This window comes from Pseudomonas sp. WS 5411, assembly GCF_012985595.1.
GTDB lineage: Bacteria > Pseudomonadota > Gammaproteobacteria > Pseudomonadales > Pseudomonadaceae > Aquipseudomonas > Aquipseudomonas shahriarae.
In genome coordinates this window covers 53,553-71,765 of record NZ_JAARMC010000028.1, presented here as the reverse complement: position 1 = coordinate 71,765, position 18,213 = coordinate 53,553, and the positions used below count along the sequence as shown (strand labels likewise).

General features: G+C 62.6%; 13 protein-coding genes. 7 read left to right on the top strand and 6 right to left on the bottom strand.

Annotated features, from left to right (window positions below; all coding sequences use genetic code 11):
* Positions 1-297: 297 nt before the first annotated feature.
* From mrdA to HBR93_RS24385, 4 genes are all read left to right on the top strand, one after another.
* Entirely contained in the window at positions 298-2,190 is a 1,893-nt protein-coding gene (gene mrdA, locus HBR93_RS24400) for a penicillin-binding protein 2 (RefSeq protein ID WP_128593927.1), read from the top strand.
* A gap of 117 nt (positions 2,191-2,307) precedes the next feature.
* Positions 2,308-2,820 (top strand): sigma-70 family RNA polymerase sigma factor, encoded by a 513-nt coding sequence (locus HBR93_RS24395; protein ID WP_057439140.1) that lies wholly within the window; start codon positions 2,308-2,310, stop codon positions 2,818-2,820.
* Positions 2,817-3,791, top strand: coding sequence for a FecR family protein (locus HBR93_RS24390; protein ID WP_169961262.1), 975 nt, complete (start codon positions 2,817-2,819; stop codon positions 3,789-3,791). The genes HBR93_RS24395 and HBR93_RS24390 overlap by 4 nt, the downstream gene beginning before the upstream one ends.
* A gap of 98 nt (positions 3,792-3,889) precedes the next feature.
* A complete protein-coding gene (locus HBR93_RS24385; RefSeq protein ID WP_169961261.1) occupies positions 3,890-6,319 on the top strand; it encodes a TonB-dependent siderophore receptor in 2,430 nt (809 codons plus the stop codon).
* Between the two features lies 1 nt (position 6,320).
* Here the strand turns inward: HBR93_RS24385 and HBR93_RS24380 are convergent, their stop codons facing one another.
* The 6 genes from HBR93_RS24380 to HBR93_RS24355 form a co-directional block, all read right to left on the bottom strand.
* A complete protein-coding gene (locus HBR93_RS24380; RefSeq protein WP_057439132.1) occupies positions 6,321-7,292 on the bottom strand; it encodes a cyclase family protein in 972 nt (323 codons plus the stop codon).
* Positions 7,293-7,320: 28 nt separating this feature from the next.
* Positions 7,321-8,079 carry an SDR family oxidoreductase gene (locus HBR93_RS24375; RefSeq protein ID WP_120732449.1) on the bottom strand — a complete coding sequence of 253 codons (759 nt, stop codon included), beginning with the start codon at positions 8,077-8,079 and terminating at the stop codon, positions 7,321-7,323.
* A 32-nt stretch (positions 8,080-8,111) separates the two neighbouring features.
* Positions 8,112-9,560: an aldehyde dehydrogenase family protein gene (locus tag HBR93_RS24370; protein WP_169961260.1), complete on the bottom strand. Its 1,449-nt coding sequence runs from the start codon at positions 9,558-9,560 to the stop codon at positions 8,112-8,114.
* 2 nt (positions 9,561-9,562) lie between these two features.
* Positions 9,563-10,669 carry a tartrate dehydrogenase gene (locus HBR93_RS24365; protein ID WP_120732453.1) on the bottom strand — a complete coding sequence of 369 codons (1,107 nt, stop codon included), beginning with the start codon at positions 10,667-10,669 and terminating at the stop codon, positions 9,563-9,565.
* 116 nt (positions 10,670-10,785) lie between these two features.
* Positions 10,786-11,673 (bottom strand): LysR family transcriptional regulator, encoded by an 888-nt coding sequence (locus HBR93_RS24360; RefSeq protein ID WP_057439128.1) that lies wholly within the window; start codon positions 11,671-11,673, stop codon positions 10,786-10,788.
* A 262-nt stretch (positions 11,674-11,935) separates the two neighbouring features.
* The gene (locus HBR93_RS24355) at positions 11,936-14,158 is read right to left on the bottom strand and encodes a TonB-dependent receptor (RefSeq protein ID WP_169961259.1); all 2,223 of its coding nucleotides are present in this window, start codon (positions 14,156-14,158) and stop codon (positions 11,936-11,938) included.
* A 229-nt stretch (positions 14,159-14,387) separates the two neighbouring features.
* Between HBR93_RS24355 and HBR93_RS24350 the strand changes: the two genes are divergently transcribed.
* The 3 genes from HBR93_RS24350 (at position 14,388) to HBR93_RS24340 (ending at position 18,147) form a co-directional block, all read left to right on the top strand.
* Entirely contained in the window at positions 14,388-16,745 is a 2,358-nt protein-coding gene (locus tag HBR93_RS24350; protein ID WP_169961258.1) for a DNA polymerase II, read from the top strand.
* Positions 16,746-16,795: 50 nt separating this feature from the next.
* A complete protein-coding gene (locus HBR93_RS24345) occupies positions 16,796-17,428 on the top strand; it encodes a glutathione S-transferase (RefSeq protein ID WP_169961257.1) in 633 nt (210 codons plus the stop codon).
* 164 nt (positions 17,429-17,592) lie between these two features.
* Positions 17,593-18,147, top strand: coding sequence for a DUF4174 domain-containing protein (locus tag HBR93_RS24340; RefSeq protein ID WP_169961256.1), 555 nt, complete (start codon positions 17,593-17,595; stop codon positions 18,145-18,147).
* The last annotated feature ends 66 nt before the right edge of the window (positions 18,148-18,213 follow it).

The following is an 18,213-nucleotide window of genomic DNA, read 5'->3' as shown; positions in this document are numbered from 1 at the left end:
AGTGAAACGATGCATCGCCGATGGTAGTGTGGGGTTTCCCCATGTGAGAGTAGGTCATCGTCAAGATTAAATTCCGAAACCCCAATTGCGAAAGCAGTTGGGGTTTTGTTTTGGGCGGTCGAAAAGGCGCGCGTAAAAACTAACCCGCAACTCTGCCGCTACCCACCTCAATTACCCTTCGGTCAATTCAATACAAAGTGTTTCGTCATATTTGGTATGGTGCAGCAGCTTTTCCCAGGGACCGACTTTTCTACCGCAGGATGCGGCATCGCCCTTATTCAACGAGATGCTGTAGAAATGCCCGAAGCCATACCGATCAAAGACCACGAAAAAGAGCACCGTCTGGTCAACAAGCGCCTGCTGGCCTGCGCAATACTGGTGCTTGGCATCACCTGCGCCCTGGTCGCCCGCATGTATTTCCTGCAAGTGGTGGAGTTCGACTATCACTCCACCATCTCCGAAAACAACCGTGTCCATGTTCTGCCCATCACTCCGACTCGCGGCTTGATCTATGACCGTAACGGTGTGGTCCTGGCCGATAACCGTCCCAGTTACAACCTGACCATCACCCGCGAACGGGCTACCGACCTGAAAGGGGAGCTGGACTCGATTATCGCTCTGCTGCACCTGCCAGCCGAAGACCGCGCCGTCTTCGACAAGGCCCTGAAGCAAGCGCGCCACCCGTTCGTGCCCGTGACGTTGTTCTATGAGCTGACTGAAGAGCAGATCGCCATACTGGCCGTCAACGAATTCCGCCTGCCCGGCGTGGAGGTCGAGCCGCAATTCGTGCGGCACTACCCACTGGGTGCACACTTTGCGCATTCCATTGGTTACGTGGGGCGCATCAACGAGAAAGAGTCCAAGGAGCTGGATTCGGTCGAGTACCGTGGCACGCAGTCGATTGGTAAAACCGGCATCGAGCGCTTCTATGAGTCGCAGTTGCACGGCCATGTGGGTTATGAAGAGGTCGAGACCAATGCCCAGGGCCGAGTCCTGCGGGTGCTCAAGCATACCGACCCGGTCCCCGGCAAAAACATCGTCCTGAGCCTGGATATCAAGCTCCAGGAAGCCGCCGAAGAAGCCCTGGGTGATCGTCGCGGTTCAGTCGTGGCCCTCGACCCGCAAACCGGCGAAGTCCTGGCGATGGTCAGCAAACCCAGCTTCGATCCCAACTCGTTCGTCACCGGCATCAGTTTCAAGGAGTATGCCGCGTTGCATGATTCCCTCGACCGCCCCTTGTTCAACCGGGTGCTGCGCGGTTTGTATGCGCCGGGCTCGACGATCAAGCCGGAAGTGGCTATCGCCGGTCTCGACAGCGGCGTGGTCACCGCCCAGACCCGGGTCTTCGACCCCGGCTACTACCAACTGCCGGACTTTGATCACAAATACCGCAACTGGAACCACAGTGGTGATGGCTGGGTAGATATGGACGCCGCCATCATGCGTTCCAACGACACCTACTTCTACGACCTGGCCCACAAGCTGGGGATCGATCGCCTGCACGACTACATGGCCGAATTCGGTCTCGGGCAGAAAGTCTCCCTGGATATGTTCGAAGAATCCGCCGGCCTGATGCCGTCCCAGGCCTGGAAGCGTGCAACCCGTCGCCAGCCCTGGTTCCCGGGTGAAACCGTGATTCTCGGCATCGGCCAAGGCTACATGCAGGTCACTCCGTTGCAACTGGCCCAGGCCACGGCGCTGATCGCCAACAAGGGCGTGTGGAATCGCCCGCACTTGGCTAAAACCATCGACGGCGTGCCGCCAGCGGACGAAAACCCCATGCCCAATATCGTCCTCAAGAACCCGCGCGACTGGGATCAGGTCAACCACGGCATGCAAATGGTGATGCACGACCCGCGCGGGATTGCCCGGGCGTCGGCCGCCGGTGCGCAGTACCGGATCGCGGGCAAGAGTGGTACCGCGCAGGTGGTGGCAATCAAGCAGGGCGAGCGCTACAACCGCCTGAAGACCCGCGAGCGCAACCGCGACAACGCATTGTTCGTCGGTTTCGCCCCGGCCGAGCACCCCAGGATCGTGATTTCAGTGATGATTGAAAACGGCGAGGCGGGCGGCCGCGTGGCAGGCCCGGTGGTGCGCCAGATCATGGATGCCTGGTTGCTCGATCAACAAGGCCACCTGAAACCGCAGTACGCCACGCCGGCCAAGACATCGGGCGACCCTCGTGTCTAACGCCAGTATCGTCAAGCTGTCTTGGGCGAGGTTTCGCTGGGTAGATAAGCAATTGCATTTAGCCGCAGTCTGCGCAGATAATGAGATGAATTATCATTAACGTGCTTGGCTGCCCGCGTGTCTACTCCTACCGATCCCAAGGTCCTTCTGGCAACGCTTTATGACGACAACCATCGCTGGTTGCGCGCCTGGTTGTATCGTCAGCTCAAGTGCCCGCAAGATGCGGCGGACCTGACCCAGGACACGTTTATCCGCATTCTGGACGCGCGCCAGCTCCATCAACTCGATGAGCCCCGCGCGTTTCTCAGTACCGTGGCGCGCCGCTTGTTGTTCAGCTTCTGGCGGCGCAAGCGGTTGGAGCAGACCTACCTCGACAGCCTGGCGCAGTTGCCGCACGCCTATACCCCTTCGGAAGAAGACCTGGCCCTGGTGCGCGAAGCGTTGGAAAGCATCGACCGCCTGCTCAACGGCCTACCGCCGCGTGTCCGGCAAATCTTTATGCTCAATCGCCTCGAAGGCTTGTCGCAGCCCGTCATCGCCCAGCAGTTGAGCGTGTCGCTGGCCACGGTAGAGCGCGATCTGCGCCGGGCTTTCCTGCATTGCCTGGCCGAGTCGGCGGACCTGACATGAGTTACCCCAAGGTGGACGCCACCACTCGCGCCGCCGTGGATTGGCTGCTACGCCTTGAGGCTGGGGATGACGACCCTGTGCTGCGCCAAGCCTTCGAAACCTGGCTGCGGGCCAACCCCCAGCACACCGTTGCCTGGCAGCGTGTGGGCAGTTTGCTGCAGCAGCCGATTGCTGATTTGCAGCGCGTCGAAGCCCGCAGTCCCGGCCAATTGCGCGCCGTTACCCACGCCCTGGCGACGCCGGATTCCGAATCGCGGCGCAAGGTGTTGCGCGGTGGCCTGGCCCTGGTGTTGTTCGGTGTCAGCGGTGCGGCGATCTTTGATCGCGCCCAGCCGCTCAGTGGCCTGTGGGCCGACCGCCACACCGCCACCAGTGAGCGCAAGACTTTCGCTTTGGCCGATGGCAGCCGCCTGAGTCTCAATGCCCGCAGTTCGGTGGACATCCACTTCAGTGACAGCCGTCGCCTGGTGCGCCTGCGTGAGGGCCAAGTGTTCGTGGACGTCGCCGCCGACCCGCGCCGGCCGTTTGTGATCGCCACCGCCCAGGGCGAAGTCCAGGCCCTGGGCACGCAATTCATGGTGCGCCAGGAGGCCACCGGCAGCCTGACCTCGGTGCAATTGCACAGCGTCCAGGTCACCACGCTCGGCGGCAGCCAGCGCCGTGTAGAGGCGGGGGAGGCCGCGTGGTTCAGCGATGTCGATGTGCGCCCGGTACCGCTCTCGGTACGCAGCCGCACGGACTGGCGCGACGGTCGCGTGGATATCCGTGATGAGCCCCTAGGCCTGCTGATCGACGCCCTGCGGCCGTATCGCCGGGGCGTGCTGCGGGTCAGTGAGCAAGCCGCAAAAGTACGCGTCTATGGCGTGTACCCACTGGATGATCCGGAGCAAACCCTGGAGTCGCTGGCCCAGACCTTCCCTCTGCGCATCAGTCACTACGGCCCCTGGTTGACCCTGATTGACGTGCGCTGAGCAGCCAATGGGAATTATTTTCACTCAGCGTGAGGGGGTCGCCGATCTCGCGAGTCAAGGTTAGGGAACGCCAACCTGACAATGAGCATCCTCACCCTATGGCACCCTCGATGATCCGTCCCTGCCTGTTGACCCTGGCCGTAACCCTGGCTGTAGTCGGCCACCCCGTGGCCGCCCTGGCCGATACGGCCGCCAGCACCCAGCAATATTTCAATCTGCCCGCTGCAGCCCTCGGCGATAGCCTGAGCCGGCTGTCGCGGGAAAGCGGACGCACGCTGTCGGTCAGCCCGGCCTTGCTGCGAGGCCGCCGCGCGCCGGCGTTGCAGGGCCAATACAGCCCCGAACAGGCTGCGCAACACTTGCTGAACGGCAGCGGCCTGGGCCTGACCGTCACCGACAATGGCACCTGGAGCCTGTACCTGCTGCCCGAAGGCGGCGCCTTGAACCTTGGCGCCACCACCGTCACCGGCCTGGTCGCGGAAGATGCCTGGGGCCAGGTGGATGGCTATGTGGCCACTCGCAGCGCCACGGCCACCAAGACCGATACACCGATCCTGGAGATCCCGCAGACCGTCAACGTGGTCACCGCCGACCAGGTCAAGGTCCAGGGCGCACGCAACCTGACCCAGTCCCTGCGCTACACCCCAGGCGTCGACACCAACGGCTACACCGACCGCAACACCATCGCCGACGAGCTGACCAGCCGTGGCTTTGCGCCCACCTTGTTGTATCTCGATGGCGCTTATCTGCCTTACGCCGGCAGCCTCGGTGGTGCGCCACAGATCGATCCCTACACCCTGGAACGCATTGAAGTGCTCAAGGGCCCGGCCTCAGTGCTGTTTGGGCAGAACCAGCCGGGCGGCATGATCAATCTGGTGTCCAAGCGGCCCACCACTGAAGCCAGGCATCAGGTCAAGTTTGGCGTGGGCAGTTACGACCGGGTCAATGGCGCCCTCGATTTCAGCGGCCCCCTCGATGAGGCAAAAACCTTGAGCTACCGTCTGATCGGCCTGGTCCGCGACGGTAACGAGATGGTCGACCATGCCACCGACAGCCGCACCTTGCTGGCCCCCAGCCTGACCTGGGCGCCCACGGATGACACTGCCCTGACGATCTATGCGCAGATCCAACGTGACAAATCCCTGGCCGACTACCAGGCGTTGCCGGCCATCGGCACCCTGTACCGCAACTCCAAAGGCCAGCATATCGACCGCGATACCTTCCTCGGCGACTCCGACTGGAACAACTATATTCGCGATCAGTATGTGCTGGGCTATGACTTCTCCCATGCCTTCAACGACAACCTGGAATACCGCCAGACCGCGCGATTTACCGACGTCAACGACCGCTACAAAGGTTTTTACCTGAACCGCTTCGTCGAACTGCCCGATGGCAGCACCGACGACACCCGCGCCAGCCGCACCAAGCTCGACTGGCGCCAACACAACAGCGCCTACACCCTCGATAACAACCTGCAGGCCAAGTTCGCCACCGGTGCCCTGGAACACATCTTGCTGGTGGGCTTCGATCATCGCGAGTTCACCCGTAAATATCAGGGCTACAACCTTTACGGCGCAGAAATCATCGACCTCTACCAGCCGTCCAACTACCACACCTTTGGCCAGCCGCAACTGACCACCAAGTGGAACAACACGGTCAAGCAGACCGGCCTCTATGCCCAGGACCAGATCAAGTTCGACCGTTTCATCCTCACCATGGGCCTGCGTGAAGACTGGGCCGAAGTGATCAATCGCGACCTGCTGGACCACAGCACGGTGTCGCAGAAAGACAAGCAGCTCACGCGTCGCGTCGGCCTGACTTACCTCACCGACTTCGGCCTGGCGCCCTACGTCAGTTATGCCGAGTCGTTTCTGCCCAGCGTCGGCCGGCTGGCCCCGGCGCGTGGCGGCGGCGCCTATAAACCGGTGGAGGGCGAGCAGTATGAGGCAGGCCTCAAATACCAGCCCAACGACCAGTCGCTGCTGACCTTGTCGGTGTTCCAGATCAAACAGAAAAACGTCCTGACCGGCGATCTGATCTATCGCGAATACCAGTTGCAGGAAGGCGAAGTGCGCTCGCGGGGCGTGGAATTTGAAGGCAAGGCCCGGTTTGGCCAGGTGGAGTTGATCAGTGCGCTGTCGTACCTGGACGCGATCTATACCAAGAGCAACTACGGCGACGAGGGCAACCGCAGCGAGGCGCAGGCGCCGTGGAGCGCCAGTGCCTGGGCCGACTACCACTTTGCCAGCGATGCCCTGGCCGGCCTGACCGTAGGCGGTGGTGCGCGGTATACCGGGAAGAAGTACGGCGACTCGGCCAACACCTTCAAGACCCCGTCGTTCGTGGTCTTTGACGCCACCGTCAGCTACGACCTGAGCCGCGTCAGCCCCACATTCAAGGGCGCCGAAGCCAGCCTCAACGTGCAGAACCTGTTTGACCGCGAGTACGTCTCGTCCTGCAACTACTCCTTTGGCTGCTATTACGGCCAGGAGCGCACCGCGTCCCTGGCCGTGTCCTACGATTGGTGAGCTACTTGATCACCACCGGATTCACCGGCGCGCCGCTGCCACCGACAATCTTCAACGGCGCGGCGGTGTAGAGGAACTTCCACTGGCCGTCGTCGGCACAATCGGCGGCCAGATCCTCCAGCAGCACGATCTCGGTAAAGGCGATGCCGAGGTTGCGCATCAGCGCGCAATGCAATGGAATCTGCACCCCCGACACCGGATCGGTGATCACCTCATTGGCGATGGTGTCGGTCACCAGGTTGGGGATTTCCATGGCGTGGAACCACTCCACCAGTTCCCGGCTGTAGGTCAGGCCAGGCTCCACCAGGTCCTTGAAGAACTCGGTCTTGCCATACTCGTAGAACGCGCCCATGGAGCCGGTACGGATGATCAGGATGTCGCGTTTTTCGATGGTCACCCCCTGGGCCTTGGCGGCGGCCAGCAAGTCCAGGTGGTTGAAGGTTTCGCCACGGCCCAGGTATTTCTTGCCGCGATGGCGGGCCATGTCGATCAACACCGCACGCCCGACCACGCCGCGCTCGGCAATCGCCAGCACACTGGCCTTGGCCATGCCGCCGACGGTGCTCATGGCGTCGTAGCCGTTCCACAGTTGATTGTCGTACCAGGCATGCCCGAGGGCGTCGTACTGGGTCGAGCCTTGCAACTGCATGAAGATCACATCGTCGCAATACGCCGCGCCGCCGGTCATTTCGGGTTGCTTGCCGAAGTGATAGTGGCTGTGATCCAGGGTATTGAAGCGCATCGACGGGTTGCGCGCCGGCCACATCGGGTCACCGCCCGGATGGCCGATCTGCACTTGCAGGGTGAAGGTCTTGCCCTGGCGCACCGAAGCGACACCGCGCAGTACTTCGGCTTCGGTCAGGTAGTTGAGGGCGCCGACTTCATCGTCCGGTCCCCATTTGCCCCAGTTCTTGGGCAGGCCTTCGAGTAATTGCCTGGTGTTCGGTTCGTTCTTGTTATGTAAGTCACACATATCGACTCCGATCCCTTTGGTCGTTGAGTTACACGCAGCGCCCACCGTCGACTTCAAGGCAGGTGCCGGTGATAAAGGCCGCTTCGTCCGAGGCCAGGTACAGGCAGGCATTGGCCACGTCTTGCGGGGTGGAAAAACGTCCCAGGGGGATGGTCGCCATGAACTTCTGGCGGTTTTCCGGGGTGTCCGGCACGCCCATGAACTCACTGAGCAACGCGGTTGCGCCGACCACCGGGTTCACGCAATTGACGCGGATATTGTCCGGCCCCAGCTCCGCCGCCATGGTTTTGCTCATGACCACCACCGCACCCTTGCTGCCGTTATACCAGACCAGTCCCGGGCGCGGGCGGATCGCTGCGGTCGAGGCAATATTGACGAACACGCCGCCGCCCTGGCCGCGAAAATGCGGCACAAAATGTCTGGCGCTGAGGAAGATGCTTTTGACGTTGACCGCGAACACCCGGTCGAACTCGGCCTCGTCCACTTCCAGCATCGGCCGGTTGCGGTGGGTGGTGCCGGCGTTGTTGATGACGATATCCAGCCCGCCGAATTGCTCCAGGGTGGCGCGCAGCAGCGCGCCCACGCTTTCGTCGTTGGCCACATTGACCTCGACGAAATGGGCATGGCCGCCGCTGGCGGCGATCTCATTGACCACCCGCTGGCCGCCGGTGGCGTTCATGTCGGCGACGATAACCCGCGCACCCTGTTGGGCAAAGGTCTTGGCGATGCCTTCACCAAACCCGGAGCCGGCGCCGGTGACGATGGCAACTTTGTTTGCTAGACGCATGGAGTGTGCTCCTTTCTTGTTGTTGTAATGGCTTAGCCGTGTTTGATCGCAATGGTCTTCAAGGTGGTAAAGCCCAGCAGGGCCTCGAAGCCTTTTTCCCGGCCATAACCGCTGGCCTTGACGCCGCCGAAGGGCAGTTCAACCCCGCCGCCGGCCCCGTAGTTATTGATAAATACCTGGCCGCAGCGCAGCTTGTGAGCCAGGCGCATCTGCCGGGCGCCGTCGCGGGTCCATACGCCGGCGACCAGGCCGAATTCGGTGCCGTTGGCCAGGCGGATGGCCTCGGCTTCATCGTCAAAGGGCATCACGGCTAACACCGGGCCGAAGACCTCCTCTCGGGCCAGGCGGCTGTCGGGCGGCACATCGCGAAACAGCACTGCTTCCTGGAAGTAACCGCCACTGCCGGCTTCGGCCACCACCTGGCCGCGGGCGGCTACGGTGATCCCGGCCTGTTCGGCCTCGCGCACGAACTCACGTACCTGGCGTTGCTGCTTCTGGTTGATCAGCGGGCCCATATCCAGGTCCAGCGCCGAAGGCCCGGTGCGCAGTTCGCGAAAGCGCTGGCTGAGTTGCTCCACCAGGGCCTCATAGATGCTGCGTTCCACCAACAACCGGCTGCCCGCCGAACAGGTCTGCCCGCAGTTCTGCACAATGGCGTTGACCAGCACCGGCAAGGCTTCGTCCAGGTCGGCATCGGCGAATACCAGTTGCGGCGATTTCCCGCCCAGCTCCAGGGTCACCGGGCAGTGCCGCTCAGCAGCGGCCTTGGAGACCGCCGTGCCGGTCATGGTGGAACCGGTAAACGAAATGTGATCAATCCCCGGATGGCTGCACAACGCCGCGCCGGCCTCGTAGCCGTAGCCAGTCACCACATTGATCGCGCCGGCCGGGAAGCCCACCTCGGCGGCAATCTGCGCCAGGCGCAGCAACGACAGGCTGGCATCCTCCGCCGGCTTGACCACACAGGCATTGCCTGCCGCCAGGGACGCACCGACGCTGCGCCCGAAGATCTGCATCGGGTAGTTCCACGGGATGATATGCCCGGTGACCCCATGGGGCTCGCGCACCGTCAGCACCGTGTAGCCGTTTTGATAGGGCAGGGTCTCACCGTGCAACTTGTCGGCCGCGCCAGCGTAATACTCGAAGTAACGGGCGAGGGCGGTGGCATCGGCCCGTGCCACTTTCAGCGCCTTGCCAGTGTCCCGCGCTTCGATCTGCGCCAGCTCTTCGTGATGCGCTAACACCGCTGCGCCCAGCCTGGCCAGCAGGCGGCTACGCTCCAGGGCTGACAACGAGCCCCATGGTCCGTCGAAGGTCTCACCCACGGCCAGGCGCGCGGCGCTGACGGCGGCGTCGATATCGGCAGCGGTGCCACGGGCGATGCTGGAGTAGGTTTCGCCACTGCTGGGGTCGATCACCGGGATGTCTTCCAGGGATGTCGAGGCTTGCCATTGGTTGGCGATGTAATGTGCGTTGATCATGTTCAGCTCCTGTTCCCGGCGATGCATTCGGCGATGGCCACGCCCACTTCAATCGTACTGGCGCTGCCGCCCATTTCCCGGGTGCGCGGGCCTTGCGCAAGCACCGTCTCGATGGCTGAGACAATGGCTGCTGCGGCCTCTTGGTAAAGCGGGTCGCCATTGCCCAGATGCTCGATCATCAATGCGGCCGACCAGATCTGTCCGATGGGGTTGGCCACGCCCAGCCCGGCAATGTCCGGTGCCGAACCGTGTACCGGCTCGAACAGCGACGGGTAGCGCCGCTCGGGGTTGAGGTTGGCCGACGGCGCAATACCGATGGTGCCGGTGCAGGCCGGGCCGAGGTCGGAGAGGATGTCGCCAAACAGGTTGGAGGCCACCACCACATCAAACCAGTCCGGGTGCTGCACAAAGTGTGCGCAGAGGATGTCGATGTGGAATTTGGCGGTCTTGACGTCTGGGTAGCGCTGGGCGATCAGGTTCACCCGCTCGTCCCAGAACGGCATGGTGATGGAGATACCGTTGGATTTGGTGGCGGCCACCAGGTGCTTGCGCGGTCGCTGCTGGGCCAGCTTGAAGGCATAGTCCACCACCCGGTCCACGCCTTCGCGGGAGAAGATCGACTCCTGTACCGCGATCTCACGCGGCGTGCCTTCCCACATCCGCCCGCCGACGCTGGAGTATTCGCCCTCGGTGTTTTCGCGCACCACGATAAAGTCGATATCCCCCGGCACACGGCCGGCGAGCGGGCAGGGCACGCCGGGCATCAGGCGCACCGGGCGAATGTTGACGTACTGGTCGAACTGCCGGCGGATCTTCAGCAGCGACTCCCACACCGCCGTATGGTCGGCGATGATGTCCGGGGCGCCCACGGCGCCGAAGAAGATCGCGTCATGGCTACCGATCTGCTCGGCCCAATCATCCGGCATCATGGTGCCGTGGGCCAGGTAGTGTTCGCTGCACCAGGCAAAGTGATCGAACTCAAAGGCAATGCCGAAGCGCCGACTGACCGCCTGCAGTACGCGCAGGCCTTCGGGCACTACCTCGCGGCCGATACCGTCGCCGGGAATCACGGCAATCCGATGGGGGGTACTGGTCGTGGAATTGGACACGCCGTGTCTCCTGTTCTTGTTGTTGTCAGTGAGGCGGGGACATTCTTGGCACAGGTGCCACGGTGGGGGAATTGCTGATTATGGAAGTGGCCTTCGCAAAATTCGAAGGCTCGCGGTTAGGCGCAGTGGCGGGCAGCGAGGTAGTCGAATAACGCCAGGCTTGTAGGAGAAGGCTGTTCCTGGCGCATGCACAGGTACATCTGGCGGTCGGCCCACGGGTCGTCGATTTCGATAAAGCGCAAGGCCATTTCCTTGCGAAAGATCTGCACCGCGCCCTGGGGCAGCACGCCAACCCCTTGCCCGGCGGCAATCAGCCGGCACACGGCTTCAAAACTGCGCACCTGGATCCGCAGGCGCAACGGCATGCCAATCGCGGCGGCGGCTTCGGTGATCAGCGCGGTGATGGCGGCGTTGTCCTCCAGGCCGACGAAGTCATAGCCCAGCAAATCGACAAAGCGCGCATGGCGCATCTTGAACGGATGATCATCGGGCACCAGCAGGCACAGGCGGTCCTGGCAGTAAGGGGCAAAGCGCAAGTCCTCGCCGCCCGGTTGGGTGGTGACGATGCCCACATCGGCCACGCCATCGCGCACCGCCTGCAGGATTTCACGGCTGCGCTCCTCGCGGATATCCAGGCGGATACCGGGATGTTGGGCGTTCCACTGGGTCAATTGGCTGGGCAGTTGCTGGCTCATCGCCGAACTGTTGGCATACAGGCACACGCGGCCGGTGGCGCCCTTGGCGTAGTCGGCGAGGTCAGCGTGCATCACATCCACTGCGCGCAAAATCGTCAACCCATGCTCGGCCAACACCTCGCCGGCCGCCGTGGGCGAGACGCCGGTGGAGGAGCGGTGCAACAGGGCGACCTTGAAGTGTTGCTCCAGCAACGACAGGCGCCGGCTGGCCGCAGACAGCGAGAGGTGCGAATGCTCGGCCGCCCGGGACAGGCTGCCGAGCTTGACCGTCTTGAGGAACAGCTCGATGGAAGTGAGATCGGGGGCCATGCCAGAGTCCTTGTGCGCGGTCTGTGAAAACTACGCAGTTGGGGCGGGACTGTCCAATCATCTGCCCCTCACACATTGGACATATGCTGTTGACTCAACTTTGGAGGCACCGCCGATCCCTTGTGGGAGCTGTCGAGCCCCGGCGAGGCTGCGATGGCGGCGGCACTGCCAGCATTGATGGTGACTGACCCACCGCCATCGCAGCCTCGCCGGGCTCGACAGCTCCCACCTTTGACCTTTGCTGCCTTGAGTAAAGTGCCGGTTAGAACTCGATGCTCGCCGACAGCTTGGCCACCCGTGGATCGCCCTGGGTCAGGTAGCCGCCCATTGCCGATTGCCAGTATTTGGTATTGGCCACATTGTCCACGGTCAGTCCCAGGGTGACGTCGCGCTGGTCCACTTTGAAGTTGTAGCGTGCGCCCAGATCAAAGCGGTTCCAGGCCGGCAAGCTGAGCTTGTTGGCGGCATCCACGTACTGCCCGCCGGTACGCAGCAGGCGCCCGTTGAGGGTTACGCCTTGCAGGCCCGGCACATCCCAATCCACCCCGGCATTGAGCTGGAACGACGGCACGCCAATCGCGCGGTTGCCGTCATTGGCGCCGTTCTGGGTGCCCTTGAGCTCGGTTTTCATCACCGTCACACCGCCGAGCAAACGCAGGCCGGCCAGCGGTTCACCGAATACGTTGAGCTCCACGCCTTTGTTGATTTGCTCGCCCTCACGCACGAAGCGTGCGGTGGTGGCATCGATGATCTGGGTGTAGCCGGCGCCGGGCTGCTCGATGCGATACACGCCCAGGGTCGCGCCGTAGGTGCCCATGTCAACCTTGACCCCGGCCTCGATCTGCTTGGAGCGTGCTGGGGCATACACCAGGCCACCGTTGGTCACCGTGCGAATACCTAATTTCTCCGGCGCGGTCGGGCCCTTGGCCAAACCTTCAATCCGATTGGCATACAGCGACACATGCTCCCAAGGCTTGAACACAATGCCGTACACCGGTGTGGTGATCGACTGATCGTAGTTGGCCGTGCGGCTGCCGCTCATATAGTTGTAGCCCTGCACCACCATTTGCTGATGGCGTAGGCCCAGGGTGACCAACAAGCGATCATCGATAAAACCCACGGTGTCGGACACCGCCGCGCTGCGCATGAAGGTCTTGGCGGTGATGGTCGGGTCGCTGAAGTCGGTGCCAGGGGTGTTGCGCGGGTTGTTCAGGCGCGGTTCGGCGCCGGTTACCGGGTTGTAGATATTGGTGCTGGTCTTGGCGCTGTCGAACACATAGGCGTTGCGCGCCTCGGTCCAGATCCCGGCCAGGCCGAAATTCAGGCGGTGGCTCACCGGCCCGGTCTGGAAATTGCCCTTCAAGCCGGCCATGGCGCTGCTGTTGTCTTCTTCGTGGGCGATGGTCGAGGCGCTGCTCTGGGCATTGCCCAGGTTGTCGTTGATGGTCACCGAGGAGTACTGGCCCATCTCCCGTGTGTGCTTGGCACCGCCCGCCGCGTAGGCGGTCCAGTTGTCGTTCAGATCGTACTCGGCGCGCAGCATGCCCAGGGTGTCTTCAATAATGGTCGCACTCCAGCGCGGCGCGTAGTTGGTGTCGGCCGACGGGGCGTCGGGTACGTGGGTCACCAAGGATCCGAGGAACACCGAGTTGCGCCCGCCATTGACGCGCTGTTTCTGATACGCGAAATCCCCCGACAGGCGTAATGCATCGCCCCGGTAATCCAGGCCTGCGGCAAACAGCTTGGAGCGCTGGTTTTCATTATCGGTGGCGGTATCGCCCTCACGTTGCGAGAGGTTCACCCGCGCACCAAAACGATTGTCCTCGCCAAAGCGCTGACCGATATCCAGGTGCTGGCCAATCCGGCCTTCACTGCTGATATCAGTGCTGAAGCGGCGTAGAGGTACATCGTCGGCGCGCTTGGGTTGCAGGTTCACGCCGCCGCCGATGCCGGAGCCGGAGGGTGTTACCCCGTTGATAAAGGCGTTCGGGCCCTTGAACACTTCCACCCGCTCCAGGGCGTCGGTGGACATGATCTGCCGGGGTAGGATGCCGTAGAGGCCGTTGTAGGAAATATCATCGCCATTCAGTGGCAAGCCACGAATCACGAACAATTGCGACTGGTTGGCATAACCCGAAGCCTGGCGCACGGACGAATCGTTGAGCAGTACATCGCCCACTGTCTCGGCCTGTTGGTCGCGGATCAGTTGTTCGGTGTAGGAGGCCATGCTGAACGGCACATCCATGATGTCCTGGTTGCCCAGCACCCCCAACTGCCCACCGCGTGCGACCTGGCCGCCGGCGTACACCGGGGGCAGGGCGCCGGGCATGATGCTCTCGGCGCTGATGCTGGTCGCACCCAGCTCCAGGGCCTGGCCAGCCTGACTGTCGTTCGCATTCTGCGGGGCGGGTTGAGGGGCGCTATGGGCCGTGAAGCTCAGGGAGCAGCACAGGGCGAGCAGGGTCGGGCGAGTACAAGTCGGCATGGTCGATCCGGACGGCGAAGCGTCAGTGTGAGGAAAGAGGGGGCAACAACGTTGCGCTTCCTCGCTGCGCGAATACGACTCCAGTGCAAATGATAATAAATGCCAAATGATATTTCACAAACTGATTTGTGATGTATGACTTTTCTGAAGGCCAGAAATTTCTATTAAGGCCTGATGGCGGATGCCGAGTAGAATCGCGCCCTTAAAGCGATTCCTGAGGTGCGGCAAGGTGGATTTACAGCAGGGTTTTGTCCTGACCCGGCATTGGCGCGACACCCCGGCGGGCACGGAGGTCAGCTTCTGGCTGGCGACCGACCAGGGGCCGCGGTATATCCGTCTACCGGTACAGCCTTCGGTGATGTTTATTCCGCTGGCCCACCGCGAGCACGCGCAACGGGTGCTCAAGGGCGAGCGCGACGTGGAACTGCGCCCGCTGCAACTGTGTGATTTCCACCACCGCCCGGTCCTGGGCCTTTATACCCGTCAGCATCGCCAGGCGATGGACCTGGAAAAACGCCTGCGCCAGGCCGGCGTGGATGTCTACGAAGGCGATGTGCGCCCGCCCGAGCGCTATATGATGGAGCGCTTCATCACCGCGCCGGTGGCATTTGACGGCACGCCCGGCGAGGGCGGGATGTTGCTGGAGGCGCAGATGAAGCCCGCGCCCGACTACCGCCCGGCATTGAAGCTGGTGTCGCTGGATATCGAAACCACCGCGCGCGGCGAGCTGTACTCCATCGCCCTGGAAGGTTGTGGCGAGCGCCAGGTGTACATGCTCGGCCCGCCGAACAAAACCTGCGCGGTGGATTTCAAGCTCGAATACTGCGACAGCCGTGCCCAACTGCTGGAGCGCCTCAACCAGTGGCTGGGGCAACACGACCCTGACGCGATCATCGGCTGGAACCTGGTGCAGTTCGACCTGCGGGTCCTCCACGAGCATGCCCAACGCCTTAACGTGCCATTGCTGCTCGGCCGTGGCGGCGAGGCCATGGCCTGGCGCGAGCACGGAAGCCGCAACCATTACTTCGCCGCCGCTGCCGGCCGGCTGATCATTGATGGTATCGAGGCCCTGCGCTCGGCGACCTGGACCTTTGAGTCATTCAGCCTGGAAAACGTCGCCCAGACCCTGCTGGGGGAAGGCAAGTCGATCTCCACGCCCTACCAGCGCATGGACGAGATCAACCGCATGTTCGCCGAGGACAAGCCCGCCCTGGCGCGCTATAACCTCAAGGACTGCGAGCTGGTGACGCGGATTTTCGCAAAGACCGAGCTGCTCAAGTTTCTTCTGGAGCGGGCCAGCGTCACCGGCCTGCCGGCGGATCGCAACGGTGGTTCGGTGGCGGCGTTCACCCACTTGTACATGCCGCTGATGCATCGCCAGGGCTTTGTCGCGCCCAACCTGGGGGACAAGCCGCCCCAGGCCAGCCCCGGCGGTTTTGTCATGGACTCGCGGCCGGGGCTGTACGAGTCGGTGCTGGTGCTGGACTACAAAAGTCTGTATCCGTCGATCATCCGCAGCTTCCTGATCGACCCCGTGGGCCTCATCGAAGGCCTGCGCCACCCCGACGACAACGAGTCGGTGGAAGGCTTTCGCGGTGCGCGCTTTTCCCGCACCCGGCATTGCCTGCCGTCGATTGTGGCGCGGGTCTCCGAAGGCCGCGAGGTGGCCAAGCGCGAGCACAACGCACCGTTGTCCCAGGCCCTGAAGATCATCATGAATGCCTTCTACGGCGTGCTCGGTTCCAGCGGCTGTCGGTTTTTCGACACGCGGCTGGCGTCGTCGATCACCCTGCGCGGTCATCAGATCATGCGCCAGACCCGCGAACTGGTCGAAGCCCAGGGTTATGAGGTGATCTATGGCGATACCGACTCCACGTTTGTCTGGCTCGGCAGTGCCCATTCCCAGGAGGATGCCACGCGCATCGGCCAGGACCTGGTGCAACACGTCAACCAATGGTGGCGCGAACGCCTGCACAACGAATTCGGCCTGCAAAGCGCCCTCGAACTGCAATACGAAACCCACTTCAGCCGCTTCCTGATGCCGACCATTCGCGGGGCGGAGGAGGGTAGCAAGAAACGGTATGCCGGCTTGGTGAGCCGTGCCGATGGCAGTGAAGAGATGATCTACAAAGGCCTGGAGACTGTGCGTAGCGACTGGTCGCCCCTGGCCCGCCAATTCCAGCAGGAGTTGTACCAGCGCATCTTCCACCGCCAGCCCCACCAGGATTATGTGCGTGACTACGTGCGCCGCACCCTCAGTGGCGAGTTCGATGAGCTGCTGATCTACCGCAAACGCCTGCGCCGGCAACTGGGCGACTACGAGCGCAACGTGCCGCCCCATGTGCGGGCCGCGCGCCTGGCGGATGAATACAACGACCGCCAGGGCCGCCCACGCCAGTATCAGAACGGTGGCTGGATTCGCTACGTGATCACCGTCAACGGCCCCGAGCCCCTGGAAGTGCGCCAGGCGCCAATTGACTACGACCACTACGTCACCCGGCAATTGCAGCCGGTGGCCGATGCGATCCTGCCGTTTGTCGATGATGATTTCAGCACCCTGGTCGGTGGTCAGATGGGCTTGTTTTAACCCCGGGAAAACGTTTCACTCTGGACGCTGAGTCTCCAGGAGCAATGCCCATGTACACGCTCTACGGCACGCAGAGTTCTGGTTCATGCATCGTCGAAATCGCCCTGCAACGCTGCGGCGTGCCGTGGCAGCAGGTCGATGCCAGCCCCTGGGGTGATGGGGCGGGGATTGAGGCCCTTGGGCAGATCAACCCGCTGCGGCAGATCCCCACCCTGCAACTGCCCGACGGCAGCGTGTTGACGGAAAGCGCGGCGATCCTGATCCACCTGGGCCTGGCGTATCCGGCCAGCGACTTGCTGTCCGGTCACCGTGCGCAGATCATTCGCGGCCTGGTGTATATCGCCGCCAACTGCTACTCGGCGATCACCATCATCGACTACCCGCAACGCTTTCTCGCCGACGCCGACGAGACGGTGCAGGCGCAACTGATCGCGGGCACCCAGCAGAAACTGCACCGGACCTGGCAGGTATTTGCCGAGCAATTTGCCGGGCAACTCTTTACCCCGCAGGGGCTGCCCAATGCCCTGGGCATCATGGCGGCGGCGGTGTCCCGCTGGGAGGGGGGACGCGACGTCCTGCGACACTCCCACCCTGCATGCGCCCAGGCCCTGGCGCAGGTGGACGCCGACCCGCAGGTGGCCCCGGTGTTCGCCTGGCACTGGCCGGATTGGCCTGAGGAGTGAGCCTTGGCAATCAGAAGAAACAATGAGCCTCGAAGCACCTCGAGCCCTTGCGTCACGGGCGTCCTGGCCTACTCTTTCTGATAGTCGCGTAGGAATCATCCTTGAAATTGACTGTCGCAGACATGAAACTCAAAAACTCTGCATGGAATTGGAAGGAGGTACGCATGCTCGTCCGGTCGCTGACCCTGGCTACCTTGATGGCGTTTACGGGGCCGTTGTTGGCTGCGGATAACCGAGGCCCGCTGGAACAGGATCAAGGCAAATTCCGCCCGCTGATCGTGATTGCACCCAGCTCCATAGACCCGACTCAGGTCCAGCTCAAGAAAGATCTTGAACAGCCTGAGAACAAACAGAAGTTCACCGAGCGCAACATGGTGCTCTACACCGTGAACTACACGAGCATCGGCACCGTCGGCCAGCGTGACGGCAAGGACCTCGGCGCCCAGGACACCAATGCGTTGATCCGCGCCTTGAAGCTGGGGGCCAGTGCCGGCACCAAAGTAATCCTGGTGGGCAAGGACGGTGAGAAGAAAGTCGAAAAGACCGTGCCACCCGATACCCTTGACCTTGCAGAGTTCTTTGCGGCTGTCGACAAGATGCCCATGGCAGAAAAAGAAGCCGCCGCCCCCGCCGAGCCTGAACCCGCCGCCCCGGCACCGAGCAAGCCTGGCGCCAAAGCCAAGCCTGGCAAGCACGCGCCGCAACCGCTGGAAGATTGATGCTCCTCGCTGGCGCCTCCTATAGGGGAGGGGCCAGCGAACCCTACCAGTCGTATGCCACTTGCA